Below are 22,037 nucleotides of genomic sequence, written 5' to 3'. Positions count from 1 at the left end.
GAGCCGGGACGGAACGGCGCGCAGAGCGGAAGTCGGTGGTCAGTCGTGGGTGTCGGCGCGATGGCGCCAGTAGGCGAGGTTGCGGTGGGCGATCTGGGTGTCCGGGTGGTGAGGGCCCAGGAGCCGGAGCAGGTCGGCCAGAAGGGCCTCGGTCGAGGTGGCCGCGCCCTGCGGATCTCCGGTGGATCCCTGGGACCACACCAGTTCCATGCGGAGGGCCAGCGTGGCCGGGTGATCGGGGCCGAGGAGGCGCAGCTGATCGGCGAGGAGCGCGTTCAGCCCTGCTGCAACGCCCGCACGGTCGCCGGTCTCACCGCGCCAGCGTAGGAAGTTGTGCCGGGTGGCCAAGGTGTAGAAGTGGTCCGGGCCCAGGATCGCCTCAGCATCGGCGAGGAGGGCCTCGAAGTCTCGCGCCGCGGGCTCGGGAGATCCCGCGAGCCCTCGCCAGGTCGCCAGGTCTCCGCGGGTGGCCAGGGTGTGGCGATGGTGGGGGCCCATGACGCGGACCGTGTCCGGAAGCAGGTCGGCGAACGTCCGCGCAGCCCCGGATGCGTCGCCGGATGCTCCGCGCCATGTGGCCAGGTCAGCACGGGCGATCAGAGTGTGGGGATGGTCGGGGCCCATCACGAGGGTGACGTCGGCGAGGATTCCGGTGAGCTGCTCGGCCGCGCCCTCGGCGTCGCCTCCGGCGCCGCGCCAGGATGCCAGGTTGTGCCGGAGGGCGAGTGTGTCGGGATGGGCCGGTCCGAGGAGTCTGCGGCTCATGGTGTGGAGCCGGTTGAGTGCCTGGATGGCGGCGTCGACCTGGCCGGTGCTGCCGAGGCTGGCGGCGGCGTGGAACAGGACCGGGTGCGCTTGCCCGTTCCAGGTCCACAGGGCGGTGCCGGTGGTCCGGTGAAGTGCCGCGGCGTTGGGGCGCAGGACGGGGCCGAGGCCGTCGGGGCCGAACTCCAGCCATTCCTCCGTGAGCGCGTCGGCAGCGGCGTGCGCCGTGGACGTCAGGGAGGTCTGTGACTCGCGGGTGGCGCGCTGGATCAGGCGGTGCACTCGCACCTCCCGGCCGGAGTCACCCGGCTCGTGGCTGATCAGGCCGAAGCGATGCAGGACCCTCAGCGCGTCCCTGGCCTCATCGTCGGTGACCGGCTGGCGGTGGTGGGCGTCGCGGCGTGCGGCCAGAAATCTACGGGCGGCGGCCGAGCAGAGGACCATCTCGGGGATGCCATGCGGATCAAGGACGCTCACCAGGTCCAGCAGCGGCCGCGCCAGTCCGGCGGGGCGTGCCCGGTCGGCGCGCTCGATGGACAGCGCCCACGTCGCCGCGAGGAGGTGATGGTGATCGTCGGGCAAGACGTCGTCTTCGGGGAGGACATCGGCCAGGGTCCGTCTGCGATCGGTGAGGCGCTCCCGGTAGGCGGCGCAGTCCAGGCCCGCGTCGATCAGATAGGCGGCCGCCTGGGCCAACGCCAGGGGCAGCATGCCGAGCTCGGCGGCCAGGGCATCGAGCTGTTCCGGCGGATCGTCCGGGCCGAGTTTGGCTCGCAGGTAGGTACGGGCCTCGGCGGGAGCGAACAAGGTCACGTCGACCTGGTGCCGTCCCCGGGTCAGCAGCGCTGCATCGCGCCGACGGGTCGTCACGACCACTTCGCCCCTGGCGGACGGCCACAGCCCTCGCATGTCGGCGGGGTCCTGGAGGTCGTCGAGGACGACCAACCACCTTCCCGTCCGCTCTGCCCAGCCCATGAACGACCGCGCGGACGTCTCGGGATCGCCCGGATCGGAGGCCAGCCCGACCGCCGCCGCGGCCTGCGCGTACGCCGCGACGATCCGCGGACGAGAGGTGGCGGCGACCCAGACGAGCACATCGACCAGCTCCGCCTGCCACAGCCTCCGGGCGTGAGCCGCCGCGAGCTGTGTCTTGCCCACTCCGCCCATTCCCGTGAGGACCTGGCACCTCCCGCCTCCACCAGGGGCGACCGCGTCCAGCCCACCGATCCCGGCACGCTCCTGGAAACAGTCCGCCGCCTGGGGAATCGATCCGACCACAGAACGCGCCGGGGTGGGAGCCACCCGCCGCAGCAGCTCGTCGACGCCGTCCTGGAGCCGCTCGGCGGCGAGGGACCGCGCGAGCTCTGCCAGGCCGGTTCGGGCAGCCACGTGCCGCAACGCCTCGGTGAACGCCGAGTACAGTTCCTCGGCCAGCCACTCCTGTTCGATCCCGACGGTGTCGAAGAACGGTCTTCCCGCACGGTCATTCGCGACCGTTGCCGCCAGCCACGCCACCTGCGCCGACACCGCCGCCCGCAACCCGTCCCCGACGCCGGAACCGACCTCGGCCTCCGCCACGGGACCGCCTCGGAAGCACAGCTCCAGGCCGTCCCTGAGGCGCGGCCGATCATCTGGTGCCACCTGCTCCAAGACCACAGCCACGGCGGCCGAGCACGCCGTGCCCAGCAGCCGTTCTTCCTCCGATCCGCGGATCAAGCCCAGCAATCCGTCTCCGAGCACGCCCACCAGCCATCCGCCGACCGGATCTCCGAACGGCAGCCCCATCGAAGTCCCCCTCCGCTCCTCTTCCCGCAGGTTAGACCGGGCTCATCCGCAGCGCCTGACCGAAGCGCGGAAGGTTATCGGTCGAGCGAACCTACGGTCGCGTTCCCTTCGGGCAGCAAAACCCGATGGCTAAAGGGCGTTTCCGAGCCCGTCGGGGCCTTCGTTCACAGCGCTGCGGGGATCCTCCGCCGCCGCTCATAGGCGGACGGCCGAGACGGCCAGGGTCGTGAAGGGCATGGTGAAGCTGCCGCCCAGGGCGTCGATGGCGTCGCCGACGGGCCGCAGGATCTCGGCCAGCCGGTCGGGGGCGAGCCGCGTGAGGCCGCCGGTGGTGGGCAGGAACGCCAGCCACTGGTCGCGGGTGTAGCCCCGTTCCCAGTCGAACCGCCACTGCTCGGGGGCCTCGTAGCGTGCCGTCTCGCGGATCTGGTCGGCGAACTTCTCGTAGAGGCCCTGGTGGAGGCCGACGGGGCGGCGGGCGGGCTGGGCGCTGAAGGGAGAGTCGGGCACCGCTCGGCGGTAGGCGGCGGCGAAGGGCTCGGCCACCTCGGTGGGCGGCTCGTACACATGGCCGAAGATCGCCAGCCGTCCGCCGGGGCGCAGGACGTCCGCCGCCTTCGCCGCGCCGACTGCTGGATCGACCCAGTGCCAGGACTGGGCGGCGATGACCGTGTCGAACGTCCGGCCGTTCGGCTGCCAGGCTTCGAAGGTCGCGGTCTCGACCCGCAGGCCTCGGGCGCGGGCGAAGTCGGCCATCCGGGTGTCGGGCTCGACGCCGAGCACGGAGCGGCCGGCGGACTCGAGCTGGCGGGCGGCGATGCCCGTGCCGCATCCGACGTCCAGCACGTCGGGGCCGCCGGCGAGCCTGGCGATCAGGGCTTCGGGGTAGCCGGGACGCGCCCGGTCGTAGCTCTGGGCGTCCGCGCCGAACGATTCGGCCATCCGCCTGGCCTGATGAGGCTGCTCCGAGGGGTGAATGGGCATGTGCCCACTTTAATGGGCAGGCGCCCACTCGACAACGCGCATGAGAGGATCGGGGGGTGCCGACGGGAGTACACCTTCGCGACGCGCGGAGGCGGCTGTTCGACGCCGCCGAACGCGTCCTTCTGCGGGACGGGCCGAACGCGCTGACCAGCCGGGCCGTCACCGACGAAGCGGGCTGCGCCAAGGGCGTCCTGCACCGGCACTTCACCGACTTCGACGCCTTCCTGGTCGACCTCGTCCTCGAGCGGGCCGCCCACCTCGAGACACAGGCCGACGCCCTGCGCCGCGCCGCCGGCACCGGCACGGTCGCCGGGAACCTCACCGGAGCCCTGACCGCCTTGTTCGGCCCGGTCCCGGTGGCGATCATCCCCCTCATCACCTTCCGCGACGAGCTGCGCGCCCGCCTGCGCGAGGCCAGGCCGGGAGGCGGGATCACGATCCTGGCCGAGGCGACGAAGGCCGTCGCTGCGTACCTTTCCGACGAACGAGCCCTCGGCCGCCTGGCGGCCGACGTCGACCTTGAGGCACTGACGCTCTCCCTGGTCGGCGGCGGCCACCTGCTGTTCGCCGACCGCGACCCCGGCACCCCCGCTCCTGAGGCCATCGAAAGGTTCGTCACCTCGACCATCGCCCACGCGCTCCCCGGCTAGGTGGACGAGGCCGCGCAGGCGGAGACGTGGAACCGCGCCGATTGCCACGCGGCCCGGCGGATCCTCGCGTGGCCTGCACACGGCGCACCTGGCTCACGGTCCGAGACGGCCGTCCGCGACGGAGCAGTGGGCGCCGGTCCCCTGGTGCAGGGCGGGTCCCTGGGAGGGAGAGCCGCCAGGATGAGGATCTTGGGTCGGTCGCGCGGTCATGCAGGAGGACGGGGCAGGAGTCTCGTCCTCGGCTGAGCGGCGTGGAATCGGGCCAGTGCCGTGGGCGTCACCTCGGTGTCGACCAGATTGAGGGCATCGAGGTCGTAGCGTTCCAGCAATGGGACGACCGTGTCACCGACCGGTGTACCGCTCAGGGTCAGTGAGCCGATGTGGGTGACGCCCTCAAGGAGTTCAGCCAGATCGTCGTCGGCGGCGGACGTGAGACGGACGGTCAGACGATCGAGCCTCGCCGGCAGTCTCGGCGAGCCCGCGAGTCCGGCAGCGCTGAGACTCACCTCGGACAGGGACGTAGGAAAGGCTCCATCGAGCCACAGGTCCCCTCCCCCGCTGCTGAGATCGATGCGATTCAGCCGGGGAGCGATGTCGCTCAGCGTTCCCAGGGCCCATGGACGCGGCGGAAGGCATGTGACCGTCAACCCGGTGAGGGCGCCGAGCCGTCCACCCGCGGCACCGGCATGGAAGTTGCCCGGCTCGTCGAGGTACAGCCGCAGGTTCCGCAGTCGCGGGAATCGCACGAACGCCGACAAGGCTTCGGAACCGAGAGCGCACCTCCGATGTTCGAAGACCTCGACGTTCGGCATGTCCGGCACCGCCGCCAGCAGGTCAGCGTCGAACTCGTCGGTCATCAGAGTGAACGACCACACCCGATCGGAGACGGTCGCCCCATGGTCGAGGTCGGAGCGGCCCCAGCATTCGGAACGCACGTGAACGCTGTACCTGCCGCCCTCATGCCCGGGCGGCAACGCGGGCCCCAGAACATGAAAGGGCGGCGCCCCCTCCTCTGAGTGGTACAGCCGAGAGTCGTCCCTCGTGAAGCGCCCACAGCACACGACCTCGACGACCGTGGCCGTGCCCGTCTCACCGACCACCGCGAGATTCACCCATTCGGGAACGTGGTGGTCACGCCACAACTCCGCCAGGACGGTCTCCGCGTCGCACCTGCTCAGGCCCATGGCCCTGCGCCGGGAACCGTCCTGCGGAAACCTCACCTCACCGGGCCTCGGCGCATGCCCGTCATACGACTGGTTCAGCCGGACACGGAACAGCAACGGCTCCGGCAGATCCTCCGAGACCAGCGTCCGGGCGAACTCCCACGCTGCCCGCGAGGACGCGGCGAACCGCTCGGCGAACACCTCTCGATCCACCCGGCCAACCTATCGTCCGGGTCTTCCCCTCGACCCGGCAGAGCCTGCGGGCGTCACAGTGGCGATGATGATGCGGCGGTGCCCCTCACCGCCCAGCAGCCGCCGGACGTCGTCGCGGTGCAGACCTTCGCCGCCCAGATGACCTTCGAGGTCGGCAGGACGGCTCATGTCCCCTCAGCGGTCTGGGCGGCGCCGAACCTCTGCGCTGTCCGTTCCATCGCGTCCATGCACTGCTGGAGGGCGAAGGCGGGGTTGATCTCGAGGGCCTGGGTGGCCTCCTCGTAGATGAGGATGTGCCCGGCGGGGAAGAAATAGGCCTCTCCCGCGGTCGCGACGTCGTCGGGGAGTCCGGTTCCCGGGTAGGTCGCCCGGATGGTGCCGGTGAAGATGTAACCGTAGTGCGGGCACATGCACAGCCCGCCGGGCATTCCGCCGATCTTGTACAGCTCCGTGCAGTCGCGTGGTCCGTCCACCGTGGTGAAGCCGACTTCCATGTCACCCCACTGGACGGAACGGAAACCCTCACCGGCGGCCGGCCAGCGACCTCCTCCACCAGGCGGCAGATCCTGCGGACGTGCGTGCGGCATACGTACTCCCGTCTCCGAGAACGAAAAGTCGGCGATCTTCTTGCAGACGACGGCGCCACCGTAGTGCGGCGAGGAGCGGCAGGCCAGACCGAAGTGGCACTCCAGCATCTGGGGGACGCCGTGCATCCACCCGTTCCCGAGGGCTTCCCCGCCGGAGGGCACGGGCGGTCCGCCGGGACGGTCACCGTCGATGCGGCCGTCCTGCACCAACCGATGCGCTTCACCCACAGGACAGAAGCCCAGTGCCCCCATGACGTCGTCCGGCGGCCGGTGCTGCGGCAGGCGGCCGCCCGAAGGCGTCACCAGAGACGTACACCGGTCGATGCGGGAGATCTCCGACCCGCTCAGCCGTCGTGCGGACGAAGGCCGTGACTCCGTCGACGGGGATGCCGCAGTCGTCACGGCCGATCGGGTCGTTGATCGGCGGCGCGGCGAGGTCATCCTCCGCCGTCAGCGGCCTGCCGTGCCAGGAGGCCAGGGGCTTCGCTCTTCCTCACACCGACAGGACCGTGGCCACCGCCCCGCGACGCGCCTTCGCGCTGGCGGTGCTCGTTGTCAGTGAGCGCGATCATCGCGAGGGGCCGAAGAAGCCCTGCGGTGCCGTCCACTGCCGCGCACCGCTCACCCGTGTCATGACGGGGCAGGAGCGGCCGATTCTGCGTCCAGGCAGGGACCCGCCTAGGCGATCCCCCGGCAGACCGGCGATCCGGTCGAGGGGTCGTGCTGCTGCCAAGCCGCTGGATGTCCGTCGCCCTTCCGGGGAGCCGCCTGCCACGGTCTGCCCGGCGTGTGCGGGTGGTCAGTTCCTGGTCGCCGTGCGGTGGGCCCGTTCTCGGGTGACCTCGTTCCAGGGGCTCCAGGCGAACCAGCGGGGGATGGCCGTGGTGAGGCGGGGTGGGCCGGTGACATCGATCCGGCCCTCCTCGGTGGCCTCGGCCCAGGTGCGGTAGCCCTGGAAGACATCGGCGAGATCGGCGGTGGTCGAGGTGACGATGGCGTCGCTGTCGAAGCCGGGGTGCTGGTGGCACACCGACACCTCGCCCCGGTCCAGCACCAGCCAGATCGTCTGCGGCATCGGCGCGGTGTGCCGGAACTCCAGCACCGTGCGGGCGGCCGGCAGCGCCTCGGGCCTGACCCGGCGGTGCATCCACCACATGAGAGTGGTGGGCGGCACGTCGTGGGGGCGTAGTTCCTCGAAGAGATACTCGATCGCCCACCGCGACATCGCGTCGATGACCCGCTCCAGGTCCTTCCCCGCAGCGGTGAGGTGGTACTGGTTGCCGCGCCCGGCCGGTGAAGGCCAGGTCTCGACCACCCCGTGCTTCTCGAGGTGGCGAAGGCGCTGGACGAGAAGCGAGCGGGAGATGCCGGGCATGGCCCTCGCGATGTCGTTGAACCGGGTGTTGCCGAGCACCATCTCCCGGATGATCAACGGCGTCCATCGGTCCGCGACGACCTCGGCAGCCAACTGGACGGGGCAGTAATCACCATAGTCGGGCACAGACACCATCGTGACAGGAGCCCGACAAGGTCGGTAGTTCTGAATCTGGACCGGCCAGGTCCCGATCGTGGACTAGCTAGGGCATGCGCGCTCGTCGGACGCTGATCACATGACGACGACGACAGATTCCCGGAAGACCGCCGACCTCGAACAGCGGGCCGCTGATGTCGGCCCCACGCTCGCCGGACACGCCGCCCGGCACGACGCAGAAGGCAGCTTCCCGACCGAGGCCTACGACGCCCTCCGCGACGCCGGTCTGCTCAAGGCGGGCGTGCCCGTCGAACTCGGCGGCGACGGAGCCACCATCACCGAACTGACCGCTCTGCAACGCCGACTCGCCCACCACTGCGGTTCGGCCGCGCTCGCCAGCTCCATGCATCAGCACGTCGTCGCGTTCACCGCATGGCGGTACCGTCGCGGCCTGCCCGGCGCCGAAGCCACGCTGCGCCGCGTCGCGGAGGAGGGCATCCTGCTCGTCTCGACCGGCGGCGGCGACTACACCCACCCACGCGGCAAAGCGGACAAGGTCGAGGGGGGCTACCGCGTCACCGGCCGCAAGCGGTTCGCCAGCCAGTCCGGCCACGGCACCGTGATCGCGACCATGTTCACCTACGACGACCCCGAGCAGGGAAGGCGCGTGCTCAACGTCGCGGTCCCGATCTCCTCGCCGGGCGTCACCGTGGCCGACAACTGGGACACCCTCGGAATGCGCGGCACCGCCAGCAACGACATCCTGATCGAGGACGTGTTCGTCCCCGACGAGCGGGTGCTCGCCAACCGCCCCTACGGAGTCGTCGACCCCCCGCTGCAGGTCATCTCGGAGATCGCGTTCCCGATCATCTCGGGCGTCTACCTCGGCGTCGCCGAAGCGGCCTACCAAGCCGCACTCGCCGCCGCCGCGTCCAAGGCCGACAACGTGCTCGTGCAACGCAACCTCGGCCTCATGCGCCACAAACTACGCATCGCCTCATGGGCGCTCGACGGCGCCCTGTCCACCGTCGGCGACGACCCCACCCCCTCCCCCGAGACCTACCTCGCGGTCATGTCGGCGAAAGCCGAGATCGCCGAGGCGGGCACCGAAGTCTGCGACCTGGCCATGGACCTCGCCGGCGGCGCGTCCTTCTTCAAGGGCTCCGTGATCGAACGCTGCTACCGCGACATCCGCGCCGCCAAGTTCCACCCCCTCACCCCCGAGAACACCCTGATCGAAACCGGCCGCCACGCCCTCGGAATCAAAGGCCTGCTCCGCTGAGAGCCCACGACGACTCGGAGAAACACGGCGACGTGCCGCGACGCCCGGCGCAAACGCCATGCCGGGCGTAAGCGGCTGGACTCTGTTGACCGGCCTGTCCTGGCCGCCGCCCTGACCCAGGGCGGCCCCTCCAGATTTCCCCGGGCTCGAACCGGCTTCCCTGCCCGGTCAGGGCCGCGAGTCAACGGTTCCGAGGACCTTCGTCCCTCCCTGTGCCCCGTGCGCGGGGGTCTTGTTCTGTGCTCTCACGTGAATGGTGAAGGCCTCGATGGCGTCGATGAGCGCCTCGAAGCGGAAGGAGTGGTACAGGTCGAAGGCATGGTTGCCGCCGCGCAGTTCGGCGTAGACGACCGGGGCGGCCGAGGTCGCGCGGAGCTGATCGGCGAAATCACGGGCGTCGCTCACGGGGACGAGCGGGTCCAGGTCGCCGTGGGCGATGAGGAACGGTGGTGCGTCCGCGGTGATGTGGGCGAGAGGGGAGGACGAGGGTTCGCCGCTGAAGTAGGGGCCGTACCAGCCGTTCAGATAGATGGCGCCGGTGACGGAGGTGTCGGCGCCCTCGAAGCCCGGCTGGTAGGCGGGGTCGTTCTGGGTGAGGGCGGCGAGTGCCGCCATGTGGCCGCCGGCTGAGCTGCCCGCGACGAACAGTGTCGAGGGGTCGGCGCCGTAGTCGTGGGCGTGCTCGCGGATCCAGGCGATGACCTTCTTGAGGTCGATCAGGTGGTCGGGATGCTGGGCCTGGGGCCGCAGCCGGTAGTTGGCGCTGATGCACACCCAGCCCTGGCTCGCGAGGTGGTAGAGCAGGGGAAGTGACTGGCTGTTCTTGTGGCCGCCGTCATAGTGGCCGCCGTGCAGGTGGATCATGACGGGCGCGCCTTGCGGGCGTGAGCGGTGGTGGTAGAGGTCGAGCAGGTTGCGGCGGCCCGCGTTGCCGTAGGACAGGTCGGCCACCCGCCGGACGTCCGGGCGGCGCTTGAGGATGGGCAGGAACAGGATGCGGGCCAGCGGGGGCCGGCGCCGCAGCCCCGCGGCGAGGTCGGCATCGAGGGCGGACCGCCATCCGGCACCCAGCCCGTCGTCCAGGGCCCGGATGATCCGGGCCCGGTCCTTGACGGCCCGGCGGGCGATGACGGCGAGCCCGGGAACGGTCACTGCGGCCAGAACGACGATCGCCCAGCCGCCCGCCGAGTCGATATCGCCTTGGGCGAATGCCAGCGCCGTCGGGAGCAGCAGCAGCCAGAAGAAGGCCGCGCAAGGCAGTTCGTTGACGGCCAGACCGAAGTAGTAGCTCGGACGGCCGAGCGGCCGCTCGAACGGCACCGGCCGCAACGCGAACAGCGTGCCGATCGCGACGAGCGCCACAGGGATGAGATAGCCGATGGGCATGAAAGCCTCCCAACTTCACATGGTGTGAACTTCATAAAGTACACACCATGTGAAGTTTTGGCTAGGCTGTCGGCATGGCCGCCATCGAGACTCCGCAGAACGCACGCAGCCGCCACACCTCCCAAGCACTGCTCAAGGCCGCCCGGGAGCTGATCGAGCAGCAGGGCCCGGCGGCGGCCACGATGGCGGCGGTGGCCGAACGCGCCGGAGTCTCCCGGCGGGCCGTCTACCTGCATTTCTCCTCGCGCAGCGACCTTCTGGCAGCATTGTTCGACTACCTCAACGAGGTCGAGGACCGTGACGCCGCCTTCCGGCCCCTTTGGGAGGCGGCGGACGGGATCGCGGCGCTGGACGCGCGCGCCCAGATGGCGGCCGACTTCCTTCCACGGATCATGCCGACCGCCCGCGCCATCCAGCAGGCGACCCACCACGACCCGGACGCCGCCCAGCACTGGGAGCTGGCCACCGCCTCCCGCTACGACGGTTGCCGGCGAGCCATCGAACTGCTGGCCGACGAGAACCGGCTGGCCCCGCAGTGGACGATCCAGACAGGAGCGGACATGCTCCTCGCGCTCAGCTCCTTCGACGTGATCGACCTACTCCTCAACGAGCGTCAATGGACCCGCCGACAACTCGCCGACCACCTCTCGGCGCTCTACCGGCGGGTCTTCCTCGCCTGAGAACCTGAGCTTCCCCCGTTCGACGGCCAGGTCCGGTGAGATGGGGCGGTCGATCGGGCGATGAGGTGACGTATGGAGCCCGTGGTGCCTGTGAAAGGCTGTCACGAGGTACACAGGCCCAGGACTCTCTGGCAGGTGATCGTAGCGCCCAGGTTGATGGGGTCGATCGCCTCTGGGGCCTCGTCGTCGCCGACGATCCGAGAGCCGGAGGCGTGTCCCACGGCGCCGTGGTCGTTGTCGCCCCAGCACCGGACCCCGCCGGCGGTGGTGACCGCGCAGGTGTGCTGCTGACCGCCGGTGACGGCGACGATGGAGTCTCCGTCGAGGTCGACGATCGGGAAGCTCGCCGGTGACTCGTCGTCTCCAACGATGTCGCTCGAGTTAAAACCCAGGACCAGGCCGAGCGCGCCATCCGACCCTCGTCCCCAGCACCGCACGTCGCTGACGACACCGGACAGCACCGCGCAGGTGTGGTCGGTGCCGGCTCCGGCCTGGATGACATCCCGGGCCGGCTCGTCGATCCCGCGCAGATCCACATGGCCGGTGTCAGGAGGCAGGACGAAGTCGCCGTTGCTGCCGGTCGCTCCCGTGTCGCCCCTGCCCCAGCAGCGCAGCTTGCCGTTGTCGAGTTTGGCGCAGGTGTGGCTGTCGCCTGCGGTGAGCCTGACCGCCTTCATCGCGCCCAGGTCGACGGCTGCCGGGGTCTCGCCGGATTCGTCGCCGATGTCGTCGGTGAGGTCGGGGGAGCCGAGCTGGCCGTAGGAGTTGTCGCCCCAGCAGAACACGTTGCCGTTGTCCATCAATGCGCAGGTGTGCGAGAGGCCGGCCGCGATCGACCGTGCGCTGCGCCCGGTTCCCAGGTCGACGATGCCCGCGTCGGCCGGTGTCTCGCCGAGGTCGTCGCCGATGTCGAATTCGTTGCCGTAGCCGAGTTCGCCGTTGCGGTTCTCGCCCCAGCACATGACCTTGTCCCGGTCGGTGATGACACACGTGTGGTCGCCGCCCGCGGCGATGGCCTTGGCGGTGCGGTTCGCGCCGAGGTAGACCCGGGTCGTCGCGGGGGCCTCGTAGTCGCCGATCGCAGCGTTGTTCACATCCTGGGCACCGGAACCCAGGATGCCGTAGACGTTCTGACCCCAGCAGGCGACCTCGCCGTCGACGAGAATGACGCACGTGTGGTAGGCGCCGGCCGATACTCTCGACGCGGCCGTACCGTTGAGGTAGACGGCGTCGGCCGATGCCGGTGTCTCATTGTCGCCGATGACGTCCTTGGAGACGGTGCCGTTGTCGCCGTGGCCGAGCTGGCCCAGAGCGTTGTCGCCCCAGCAACGCACCGCCCCGTCGTCGTCGACCAGGCACGTGTGATAGGCACCCGAGTCGATGCGATCGGCGATCGACGGCGGGGAGGGCACCTGGGTGAAGGTCGGGATGGGCACTGCCGTGTCGGCCAGCGACACCGTTGCCGGGGCGAACCAGGCACAGAAGGCCGCCATCAGCGCGAGAGCCGCGATGAGCGGCACCACCGCCCCTCGTCCGCTACGTCGATCGATCGTCACGAGCTGCTCCCTGCCCTTGATGGGGACCGCCGGCGGGGCGGTCGTTGGATGATGCCGTTGGTCCTGGTGCTCGGTGCGGTACTCACCTGTGTGCGTCTGTCGCGCATCGGTCGTGTGGAAGCGTTGCCGGCCGCCTTTTGGTGACGCCGACCTGGAGCTCCGGACGGGCGTGAGGGTTTCTGCCGGGCGGCGGGCGGCGGGCGGCGCCAAGACGTTCCATGTTCCTTCTCCACTTGTCGATGTACCGAGGATCGGCCGTGCAGGTGCTCACACTCCAGGTCAGATGGTGGCCAATCGCTGTCCAATCACGGGCCGCCGTCGGACAGAGGAACCGGCTCAGCGACCCCGATCAGGCTGAGGAGGCCGCTTCCCTTCTCAGGGAGAGCTGCAGGATCGCCTCGGAGTCCCATCCCGGCGCCGGTCTTCAAGCAGCGCTCTTCCGGGGCCGGTGGGCCGGCCATCGCAGCGCGCACGCGGAGGCGGCCGACGCCCTGGCCTGGGGCGTTCAGGCCGCCCACCAGCTGTTTCGGGCGCAGCTCCGCAGATCACACCAGCAGAGCCGGTTGCGCACGGCCGGAGACCTCCACGTCAGGGCCGCCTGGCACCAGCTCGCCTGCTCTCCGCCCCGGTGGCCGGGGCGACCGTGGCTCTGGAACGCGGCCGGGCCCTGATGCTCTCGGAGGCCCTGAAGGCCCGCGATGCCCGGCTCGACCGCCTCGCCTCCGGCCCGCACCATGCCCTCGCCACGCGCTACCGCGCGACGATGGCCCGCATCACCGCCCTGACCGGGGCGGCACCCGACCTGTGACCGCGCCTCGGGCCGAGACATCCTTTCCGGGTCGTCATCCTGGTGGAACGGGCGACGAGGTGGTCGATCTCTGTCAGATCTTGGAGTGGGGGCGGGCCTGCCGGAGCCAGCGGGTGAGGCGGGAGGGGGCCTTGTCTTGCGCCGGTGGCAGGGTGGATGCGGGAGCGGAGGGGGCCGGGGCCGTCATCAGAGGTGGAGCGGGGCTGAAGCGCACGGGCAAGGCGGTGAGAGCGCGGTGGAAGGGGCCGGGGTGCCAGGTGAGGTCCGCTTCGGGAACGGCCGGTTCGAGGTCGGGGAGCCGGTCGAGGAGCTTGTCGATGGCGCATGAGGCCATGACGCGCGCGTGGTTCTTGGCCGGGCAGCCGTGCGGGCCCGCGCTGAAGGCCAGGTGGGAGCGGTTACCGGCCCGCTGGTCTGCCGGTTTGGTGGGGTCGGCGTTGACGGCGGCGAAGGAGATGATGACCGGCTGGTGGGCGGGCATGGTGTGGCCGTCACGTTCGACGGCGTGCTCGGGGTAGGAGACGGCGAGATTGGGGACGGGCGGTTCGGCCCACAGGACCTCGTCGATGGCGTCCTCGACGGACAGGCTGCCGGTGGACAGGCCCTCGGCGAAGCGCGTGTTCGACAGCAGGTGCCGCAGGGTGTTGCCGATGAGGTTGCAGACGGTGGCGGCGCCCATCCCCATGAGCAGGCCGATCTGCTCGGCCAGTTCCTCGTCGCTCAGCCGGGCCGGGTGGGTGATCATCCAGGACATGACGTCCGAGCCGGGCTCCGCCCGTTTGAGCGCGACCAGGTCCTTGCAGGCCTGGGCGAACATCGCGACGCCCTGCTCGGCCTCGGTGAGATCGGCGAGCATCCGCGCCGAGCGCAGGAACCGGTCACCCAGTTCGGGCGGGCAGCCGAAGAGCCGCGTGAAGACCATGACGGGGAGCCGGGAGGCGTACTGGGCGCACAGGTCCGCCTCGCCCTGCCCGCAGAAGCGGTCGATGAGGACGTCGGCGCTGAGTTCCACGACCTGACGCAAGGCGTGGACGTCGACTCGATCGAAGCTGTCGGTGATGGTCTTGCGGAACCGGGCATGGGTGGCGCCGTCGCTGTAGTACGCGCTGGCCCGGTATCCCATGATCGACAGTAGGGGGTGGTCGGCGGGGACGGTCTTCTGCCAGGTGCGCGGGTCCCTGCGGAAGGTCTCGGGTTCTCGCAGGATGTCCAGAGCCGCGTCGTAGCCGAGGACGATGGTGGCGCGCACCCCCGGCGCGAGTTCGACCGGAGCGAAGCTGCCGAAACGCTCCCGGAGCGTCGCGTAGACGCCTCGCGGGTCCGCCGTGAATCCGGCGCCGTACAGTTTCGCGGCTTCCTCTTCAAGCTCGTGGGCCACTTCTCTACCTCCCTGAGGCTCAGACCGCAACGCCGTGCCGGCCGGTCGCCGCCGCGACCTTCGATCAATGGCCACGCCGTCCAGCCGGACAGGCCAAACCGGAGACGCCATGAACGACGCCTCCGGGGAGAACGGTAGATCCGGCCGGTTCGGCCCGCTTGCGCCCACGCGCAAGAAGTTGTTGCCAAGATCACTGGTTCCGGGAGCCGAGGGAATCGCAGGCACGACCCGATGCCTTTACAAAGTCAGGTTCTGCCCGGGGCCGCCGAGGGTCTGGCTGGGTTCTCGTCGCGACCGGGGCGCTGGGGATCATCAGCACCGGCAACGACCTGATCATTCCCGGGGCGATCGGATTCCTCGTCGACCGCGTGAAGGCCGGTATCGCGGACCTCGCCACGGTCCTGACGGTCACGGTCGTCACGGCGCACTCGGCGGTCCTCGGGCACCGCGCTGACGATCGTTCTCGCCACCCGCGTCTACCACTCCCTCCTCACCGGGCGCACCGCGGTCGTCGTCGCGCACCGCCTCTCCCAGACGGCGACCCGCGACCGGATCATGGTGATGGCGCACGGCTGGACCATCGAGACCGTCACCCACGAAGACCTGCTCGACGCCGTGAGTCCCCTTCGGCGGTGAAACCGGGTGCGGCGGCCGACGCGGTCGTGTGGAGTCGGTCCTAGTCGGAGAGGCGGCGGGTGAGAGTCGGGGGTTCGCGGCCGGCCAGGAGCCAGGCGGTGGTGTAGGCGAGGAGGGGAAGGGTCAGGAGGGTCATCGGGTAGGCGGGAGAGATGCGGGTGAAGACGCCCAGGTCTTGGCGGTAGACCGCGCCGAGGGCGAGGGTCGCGCCCAGGGTGCCGAGCGTGGCGCCGAGGAGGGCGAGGGCGGCGGCGGTCGTCGCGGTGAGGGTGCGCCTGATTCTGGAGTTCGCACCGGTCGCGGCCAGGGTGCTGAGATCGGCCTCGGCCTCGCTGCGGATGAGGCCGACCGTCATGGCGAGGATGCCGAGGGCCAGCAGGCAGCCGATGGCGGTCGCGCCGGCGCGGACGGAGCCGAGGCTCTGCTGGGAGTCGCGGACTTCGATGTTCAGTCCGGTGTCGGCGGCGATCTTGCGGGCCTCGGCGATCTGCGGTCCGGTGAGCGGCTTTTTCGCCGAGATCAGCCAGCCCGCGGGGAGTGTCCGCCATCGACGGCGTTCGAGGGTGTTCGCGGTGAGGAGGGTCGTCGGCAGGGAGGTGTAGGCGGGCATCGGGACCCGGGCGGTCGCGACCTCTTCGAAATCCTTTCCCCTGCTGTAGGGAGGCAGCACCAGCTTCCCGTGGCCTCCGGTGATGACATCGGCCGTCGGGGGAACGACTGTCCGGACGCCCAGTGCCGCCAGGAGTCCGGGGCTCACGACGTAGGTGGGGACGTCGCGCGTCTGGTCGCTCCCCTGGGGAACGCCGAGGGTGATGGCCCTCTGGGTTCCCGCCGCCGGTGCCTCACGGCCCAGGCGTTCCGCGGCGGGATCGTAGGCCATCGTCAGCGGGATCAGTGTCGCTTCCGGCAGGTCGCCGGCCATCAGGTTCACCCGGTCCGTCAGGGCCGTGAGCTCCTGGGAGGTGTGCCGGGGGATGTCCTGGGGGTGGGGGCCATCGGGCTCGGTGAATCTGACGAGGAGCTGCCGGGCGTCGAGGTTGCCGGTGGCCGGGGTGGTCTGGGCGCCCGTCGCGATGATGACGGTGGCGACGGGGATGCCCAGGGCGAGGCTGATCGCGGCGACCGCGGCGGCGGAGCGGGCCCGGTGCCGGGACAGGTCGCGCAGGGCCAGGCGCATCCCGATGGGTGTGCTCCTCCCGGCCGCCGCCAGGGCACTGACGGCGAGCGGAGCGGCGAACATGATGGCCAGCGCGGTCGCGACGGTGCCCGTGATCACGAGCGTCGGATCGGTCTTCTGGCCGAGGGCGAGGCAGCCGATTCCGGCGGTCAGCAGTCCTGCCGACAGGAGCGCCGGTCTGTGCGCGGGGCGGGGTGCGGGGGGACGTCCGGACAGCGCGGTGGCGACGGGCAGCCGGGAGACCGCGCGGGCGGGCCACCAGGCGGCGACCGCCGCCATGAACACCGTGAGCGCGGCGAGCATGGCGATCAGCGGCCAGGGCAGCGCGAGCGGGTCGATCCGATGATGGACGCGCGGTTCCATCACCGGTGCGAGCGGAAGCCAGAGCGCGACTCCGGCCACGGTCCCGAGGAGAGCGGCGAGGCCGCCGACGAGCAGGCCGTTGGCCGAGACCACCAGCCTGATCTGGCGGGAGGTGCCGCCGATCGCGCCGAACATCCCGAGCTGGACCAGCCTCCGCTGGGCGAGCACGGCGAACCCGGCGGCCGCCACGAAGGAGACCAGCAGCAGGAGGATCGTGGCCGCGCCGAGGACCAGGGTCGTGACGACGGCCTTCTCAGACGGCCCTGTCGGCAAATCCTCGCGGTCGAGGCTGATCCCCGCGGGGATGAGGCGCCTGATCTCGTCGTCGCCCGAGTAGAGCACCGACACCGCCTGCGGGGTGATCGTCCCGGGCGGGACCAGGACGAACTCGTCGCCCAGATCCGCGGGGTTCTCCGCGATGCCGATGATCGTGCGTGACGTGCCGTCCAGGCCGATCGTGCCGCCGAGGCGGAGGCCGAGCAGCTCGGCCGTCCCGTCGGTGACCGCCGCTTCGGAGGGGCCGGACGGGGCCCGGCCCCGATGGATCGACAGGATCGGGCCGGTGTGGAAGCCGCGAAGGTTCTGGGCCCGGTACTCGATGGGCGTGGCGTAGCCGGGTGCGGAGGCGAAGGCCTGCTCGATCACGTCGGCTGTCTTCATCCCCGAGTGCAGCGCGGTGACGGCGGCCGTCGCCGTCGCCGCGTCGGGCACGGTGAACTTGACGCGGTGCTCGGCCGTTCCGAGATGTGCGCTGCCCGGGGGCGGGGCGTTGTAGAGGGCCGTCCCCCCGCATACCGCGAGGGTGACGGCCGTGGTCAGCAGCATCGTCACCAGGATCTGCGAGCGCCAGTCCCGGCGCAGAAGCCGCCACGACCAGCGCACCACGGCGCGCCGGGCGGGCAGGCCTCCGTCCGCGCGGCGGGAGCGCGGTGTGCGAAGAGCGGTCATCGCGGCGGCTCCGCATCGGCGATGAGCAGGGATTCCGGGCCGGCCGCCGGGGAGGTGTGGTCCACCGCGACACCGTCACGGACGAAGACCACCCGGTCGGCCCAGGCGGCGAGCTGGGCGTCGTGGGTCGCCATCACGGCGGCGGCACCGCCCTTGCACGCCTTGCGGAGCAGGCGCAGAACCCCCTCCCCCGCCTTGGTGTCCAGCGCTCCGCTGGGCTCGTCGGCCAGCAGCAGCCGCCGGTCGCCGATGAGGGCCCGTCCGATCGCGACGCGCTGACGCTGCCCGCCCGACAGCTCGTCCGGGAAGCTGCCCGCACGGTCGGCCAGGTCCATCTCCTCCAGCACCTGCCGGGCGACGGCCGAGGCCTTGCGCGCCTTCATCCCGTCCAGCTCCAGCGGGAGCGAGATGTTCTCGCTCGCGGTGAGGCCGGGCAGGAGGTTGTAGTCCTGGAAGACGTAGCCGATGCGACGGCGGCGCAGCCGGGCCCGCTCGTCGGCGGGCAGGCCGGTCAGCGAGACCCCTTCGATGAGCACCTCTCCGCTGGACGGCTGCTCCAGGCTCCCGGCGATCGTCAGCAGGGTGGACTTGCCCGAGCCGCTCGGGCCCATGACGGCGACCATCTCTCCGGCCCGCACGATCAGATCGAGCCCGACGAGGGCGCGGACCTCCGAGGCCCCTGATCCGTACACCTTGGTCACATCGCGTAGTTCGAGGATCGCGGTCATCCGGCCGACCTCGCCGTCCTGCGCACCGGTGCGGCGGCGGTGGCCGTCGCGGGAGGGAGGTCACGGATCCTGGCCTCGGCGACGTCCAGCCAGCGCACGGACGCCTCCAGCCGGAACAGTTCCGCGTCCACGACGAGGAGGAGCTCGAAGTCGTCCTCCGCCGCGTTCTCCTTGAGCCGGGCGTAGCCGCTCATCGTCTGGATGAGCTGCCGCCGGTGCGCCTGGACGATCGATCCGACGTCGACGCCGGGGAGGCGCACGGCGACCAGTACCTTGATCAGCAGCTCGTCGCGGGGTGGCGCGCTGTCGGCGGGCGGCGTCGTCAGCCACGCCGTCAGCTCGGCGCTTCCCTTGTCCGTGATCTGGTAGGTCTTCTGCGGGCCGGGTGCTTCGCCGTCATCGGACTCCACCAGTCCGTCCCGTTCCAGCCGTTGCACGGTGGTGTACACCTGCCCGACGTTGAGCGGCCACACCTCTCCGGTCCGGGCCTCGAACTCCTGCCGCAGCTGAAGCCCGTATTTGGGGCCCTCGCTCAACAGTGCCAGCAACGCGTGCCTCACACTCACGACGTCCCGCCTTCCTGGAGAATACTCGGTATAATACTGAGTATTCTCTAGGGTTCAAGGCCTTGCTCTCCGGGCGCCGACGGTGGCAGGGCGAGGAGGAAGCTCGTGCCTCCCTCCTCTCGCGTCCGGACCGTCACGGTGCCGCCGTGGGTTTCCGCGATCTGTCGGACGATCGCCAGGCCCAGTCCGCTCCCCGTGAGCGAGCGGGCCTCTGGTGAGCGGTAGAACCGGTCGAAGATGTAGGGCAGGTCGGTCGCCGCGATGCCGGGGCCCTGGTCGGTGACGCGGAGTGTTCCGTGCCCGTCGACGCGCACGGTGACGCCGCCCCCGGGAGGGCTCCACTTCACGGCGTTGTCCACGAGATTGGCGACCGCCCGCTCCAGCGCGTCGGGATCGCCGTGGACGAGGCATTCGGCGAGATCCGTGCTGATGTCCAGGCGCGGTGTCCTGGCGGCGGCCCGGGCGGCCACCCGTTCGGCGAGGAGGTCCAGCCGGATGTCCTCGGTGTGGGTGTCGTCGTCGCCGTAGCGTTCCAGGTCGATCAGGTCGCCCACCAGCGCCATGAGCTGCCGGGTCTGCTCGCGTGCGGCGGTGACCAGGGCCGGTGCCTGGGGATCTCGTACTCCCAGACCCTCGTCGAGCAGTTCCAGGTTGGTGTTGAGGCTGGTCAGCGGGGTGCGCAGCTCGTGTGAGGCGTCGGCGATCAGCCGTCGCTGGGCGCTGACGGAGGCGTCGAGCGCCGCGGTCATCGAGGCGAAGGCGCGGGCCAGGCGGCCGATCTCGTCCCGGCCCCTGACCTCGATGCTCGCGCCCAGATCCTGGGTCGCGGTGATGTGCTCCACCGTCTCCGTCAGCCGGTGAACGGGGCGCAGCACCCGCCCTGCCGCGAGCCGGGCGACCAGCGCGGCGGCCAGGCCCCCGCCGAGGGTGATCAGCACGAGCAGCAGCATCAGCCGGCCGAGCGGGGCACCGACCACGGACGTCGGGGTGGCGGCGCGGACCAGGGCGCCCTCGCCGTCGGGCAGGGGCGCCGTGTAGACGCGGTATCGGACGCCGCCGTACTCGGTGTCCTGGAAGTACGGAGGCAGGAGACCGGTCGCGACCTGCACGTCCTTGGCCGTGATGTCGATGAACTCGGGACTGGGTCCGGCGCTCACCTCTGGGACGATCAACTGCAGTTTCGTGGACCCGACGTCGAGCGGCTGGCCGTCGAAGAAGGGCGGCGGGGTGGCTCCCACGGCCCGGGACTTGTCCTTGACCTGCCGGATCGTGTTCTCGGCGTCGGCGACGACCGCGACCAGGGTGGCGTCGTGCTGCCGGCTCAGTTGGGCGTCCAGCGAGGGGTAGAGCACGAGGGAGGCGAGCACGAGCGCGGCCAGCACCACCGCGCCGCCGGCCAGCGCCACCCGGTTGCGCAGGCTCACCCCTCCTCCCGCAGGACGTAGCCCAGTCCCCGGACGGTCTGCACCAGCCGAGGCTCGCCGCCGGACTCGAGCTTCGACCGCAGATAGCTCACGTACACCCACAAGGCGTTGGACGAGGTCCCGAAGTCGTATCCCCAGACGGAATCGAGGATCAGGGTACGGCTCAGCACCCGCTCGGGATTGCGCAGGAACAGCTCGAGCAGCGCGTACTCGGTGCGGGTCAGCTCGAGTCGCCGCTCTCCGCGCCGCGCCCTGCACGCCGCGGTGTCCAGGACGACGTCGGCGTAGGTGAGGGTCTCCCGGGCCGCGCCGCTGCGTCGCAGCAGGGCGCGCAACCTGGCCCTCAGCTCGTCCAGCGCGAACGGCTTCACCAGGTAGTCGTCGGCACCCGCGTCCAGGCCCGCGACCCGGTCGGAGACCAGGTCGCGGGCCGTGAGCATGAGGATGGGGGTGGCGTCACCGCTGCCGCGCAGGGCCCGGCAGACCTCCAGGCCGTTGGGCTCGGGCATCAGGATGTCCAGCACGACGGCGTCCTGACGGGTTCTGGCCAGTTCTTCCAGAGCCGTCCTGCCGTCGGGCGCGACCGACACCTCGTAGCCGTCCCGGGTCAGGGCGTGCGCCAGCGAACTGCGCACCGCCGCGTCATCGTCGACCACCAGCACCCGCATCCCCACAGGGTGCCCTAGCTCTTGTAAGGCTCGGGTGAGACGGGTTTGGGCGGGTCCGGCTTCTCGGACTCGCTCAGCCTCGTCTTCACCTTCCGCAGAGCGTCCTCCAGCCGCTGGGCCGTGAGACCCAGCTTCTTCGCGATCGCGGCGAACCTCGGGTCGGAGGGAGAGTTCCCGTGGTCGCGGCTGAGCCCGTCCAGGTCGGCGACCAGCGCCACCGCCTTGTCATACGCGATGCCGAGTTCCTCCGCGAGGGCCTTCGCGACGACCTCGGGACCGATCCGAGGCCCCTGCTCCTTCTTCCCACCCGGCTTCCCCGGGCCCTTCCCGCCGTGCGGTCCCGACCGGACGAACACCTCCTTGATCAGCTTCGAGGCCTCGGCCGGGGAGATCCCCAGCGCGCCGGCGAGCTTGGCGACGATGGCGGGATCGGCCGGCGACCTGCGCTTGTCGCTGAGCGCGACCTTGACGTCCCGAAGCGCTCTCTCGAGTGCTGCCTCGCTGACGCCGTAGCGCTTGGCGAGTTCGGCCACCCAGCCGTCGCCCTTCCCCTTGTCCTGCTTGTCCTTGGGGGCAGAAGAACCGGGCCCGGGCTTCTTGCCGCCCTCATCGCCTTCGGCCACCGCCGCGACCGAGACTCCCACCACCATCGTGAGCGCCAGCCCGGCGGCCGCCACACCTGTCTTCCGTCTCATCTGCATCTCCTGACCAGGACCGACCACTTCGGCCCGACGCCCCCAGCACAACAGCCCTCCCTCTGACCCACCGTCGGCGAACCTTAGAACCGCCATAGAGCCCGGTCTCCTTCAGGAAGGCCGG

Annotated in this window: 18 protein-coding genes; 4 read left to right on the top strand and 14 right to left on the bottom strand. The window is 70.7% G+C overall.

Features of this window, described 5'->3' with window-relative positions:
• Positions 1-39: 39 nt before the first annotated feature.
• A complete protein-coding gene (locus ABD785_RS23210) occupies positions 40-2,550 on the bottom strand; it encodes a DUF7779 domain-containing protein (RefSeq protein ID WP_344831854.1) in 2,511 nt (836 codons plus the stop codon).
• A 195-nt stretch (positions 2,551-2,745) separates the two neighbouring features.
• The gene (locus tag ABD785_RS23205) at positions 2,746-3,534 is read right to left on the bottom strand and encodes a class I SAM-dependent methyltransferase (RefSeq protein ID WP_344831852.1); all 789 of its coding nucleotides are present in this window, start codon (positions 3,532-3,534) and stop codon (positions 2,746-2,748) included.
• A 56-nt stretch (positions 3,535-3,590) separates the two neighbouring features.
• Here ABD785_RS23205 and ABD785_RS23200 point away from each other — a divergent pair, with 56 nt between their 5' ends.
• Positions 3,591-4,184: a TetR/AcrR family transcriptional regulator gene (locus tag ABD785_RS23200; RefSeq protein WP_344831851.1), complete on the top strand. Its 594-nt coding sequence runs from the start codon at positions 3,591-3,593 to the stop codon at positions 4,182-4,184.
• Positions 4,185-4,390: 206 nt separating this feature from the next.
• Here the strand turns inward: ABD785_RS23200 and ABD785_RS23195 are convergent, their stop codons facing one another.
• From ABD785_RS23195 to ABD785_RS23185, 3 genes are all read right to left on the bottom strand, one after another.
• The gene (locus tag ABD785_RS23195; protein WP_344831850.1) at positions 4,391-5,548 is read right to left on the bottom strand and encodes a hypothetical protein; all 1,158 of its coding nucleotides are present in this window, start codon (positions 5,546-5,548) and stop codon (positions 4,391-4,393) included.
• A gap of 176 nt (positions 5,549-5,724) precedes the next feature.
• A complete protein-coding gene (locus ABD785_RS23190; protein WP_344831847.1) occupies positions 5,725-6,375 on the bottom strand; it encodes a cupin domain-containing protein in 651 nt (216 codons plus the stop codon).
• A gap of 571 nt (positions 6,376-6,946) precedes the next feature.
• Entirely contained in the window at positions 6,947-7,648 is a 702-nt protein-coding gene (locus ABD785_RS23185) for a winged helix-turn-helix transcriptional regulator (protein WP_344831845.1), read from the bottom strand.
• 109 nt (positions 7,649-7,757) lie between these two features.
• Between ABD785_RS23185 and ABD785_RS23180 the strand changes: the two genes are divergently transcribed.
• Positions 7,758-8,900, top strand: a complete 1,143-nt coding sequence (locus tag ABD785_RS23180; protein ID WP_344831844.1) for an acyl-CoA dehydrogenase family protein — start codon at positions 7,758-7,760, stop codon at positions 8,898-8,900.
• A 168-nt stretch (positions 8,901-9,068) separates the two neighbouring features.
• Here ABD785_RS23180 and ABD785_RS23175 read toward each other — a convergent pair whose 3' ends face one another.
• Entirely contained in the window at positions 9,069-10,286 is a 1,218-nt protein-coding gene (locus ABD785_RS23175) for an alpha/beta hydrolase (protein WP_344831842.1), read from the bottom strand.
• 74 nt (positions 10,287-10,360) lie between these two features.
• On the opposite strand from ABD785_RS23175, the gene ABD785_RS23170 reads away from it, so the two are divergent.
• Positions 10,361-10,966, top strand: coding sequence for a TetR/AcrR family transcriptional regulator (locus tag ABD785_RS23170; protein ID WP_344831840.1), 606 nt, complete (start codon positions 10,361-10,363; stop codon positions 10,964-10,966).
• Positions 10,967-11,067: 101 nt separating this feature from the next.
• Here the strand turns inward: ABD785_RS23170 and ABD785_RS23165 are convergent, their stop codons facing one another.
• The gene (locus tag ABD785_RS23165) at positions 11,068-12,486 is read right to left on the bottom strand and encodes an RCC1 domain-containing protein (RefSeq protein ID WP_344831839.1); all 1,419 of its coding nucleotides are present in this window, start codon (positions 12,484-12,486) and stop codon (positions 11,068-11,070) included.
• Positions 12,487-13,165: 679 nt separating this feature from the next.
• Here ABD785_RS23165 and ABD785_RS23160 point away from each other — a divergent pair.
• Entirely contained in the window at positions 13,166-13,330 is a 165-nt protein-coding gene (locus ABD785_RS23160) for a hypothetical protein (protein WP_344831837.1), read from the top strand.
• A 73-nt stretch (positions 13,331-13,403) separates the two neighbouring features.
• Here ABD785_RS23160 and ABD785_RS23155 read toward each other — a convergent pair whose 3' ends face one another.
• From ABD785_RS23155 to ABD785_RS23125, 7 genes are all read right to left on the bottom strand, one after another.
• The gene (locus tag ABD785_RS23155) at positions 13,404-14,708 is read right to left on the bottom strand and encodes a cytochrome P450 family protein (RefSeq protein ID WP_344831835.1); all 1,305 of its coding nucleotides are present in this window, start codon (positions 14,706-14,708) and stop codon (positions 13,404-13,406) included.
• 676 nt (positions 14,709-15,384) lie between these two features.
• Positions 15,385-17,832 (bottom strand): FtsX-like permease family protein, encoded by a 2,448-nt coding sequence (locus ABD785_RS23150; protein WP_344831833.1) that lies wholly within the window; start codon positions 17,830-17,832, stop codon positions 15,385-15,387.
• On the bottom strand, positions 17,829-18,560 hold the full coding sequence (locus tag ABD785_RS23145) for an ABC transporter ATP-binding protein (protein WP_344831830.1): 732 nt from the start codon (positions 18,558-18,560) through the stop codon (positions 17,829-17,831). Before ABD785_RS23145 ends, ABD785_RS23150 begins: the two co-directional genes overlap by 4 nt.
• Positions 18,557-19,126 (bottom strand): PadR family transcriptional regulator, encoded by a 570-nt coding sequence (locus ABD785_RS23140; RefSeq protein WP_344831827.1) that lies wholly within the window; start codon positions 19,124-19,126, stop codon positions 18,557-18,559. Before ABD785_RS23140 ends, ABD785_RS23145 begins: the two co-directional genes overlap by 4 nt.
• Positions 19,127-19,173: 47 nt before the next feature.
• Complete coding sequence (locus ABD785_RS23135; RefSeq protein ID WP_344831824.1) at positions 19,174-20,550, bottom strand: sensor histidine kinase; 1,377 nt, start codon at positions 20,548-20,550, stop codon at positions 19,174-19,176.
• Positions 20,547-21,218 carry a response regulator transcription factor gene (locus ABD785_RS23130; RefSeq protein ID WP_344831821.1) on the bottom strand — a complete coding sequence of 224 codons (672 nt, stop codon included), beginning with the start codon at positions 21,216-21,218 and terminating at the stop codon, positions 20,547-20,549. Before ABD785_RS23130 ends, ABD785_RS23135 begins: the two co-directional genes overlap by 4 nt.
• Positions 21,219-21,232: 14 nt before the next feature.
• A complete protein-coding gene (locus ABD785_RS23125; protein ID WP_344831819.1) occupies positions 21,233-21,913 on the bottom strand; it encodes a hypothetical protein in 681 nt (226 codons plus the stop codon).
• Positions 21,914-22,037: the final 124 nt, after the last annotated feature.

The organism is Actinocorallia longicatena, assembly GCF_039534125.1.
Classification (GTDB): domain Bacteria; phylum Actinomycetota; class Actinomycetes; order Streptosporangiales; family Streptosporangiaceae; genus Actinocorallia; species Actinocorallia longicatena.
Note: the sequence above shows the minus strand (reverse complement) of the source record. Positions and strands in the feature narration are given on the sequence as shown.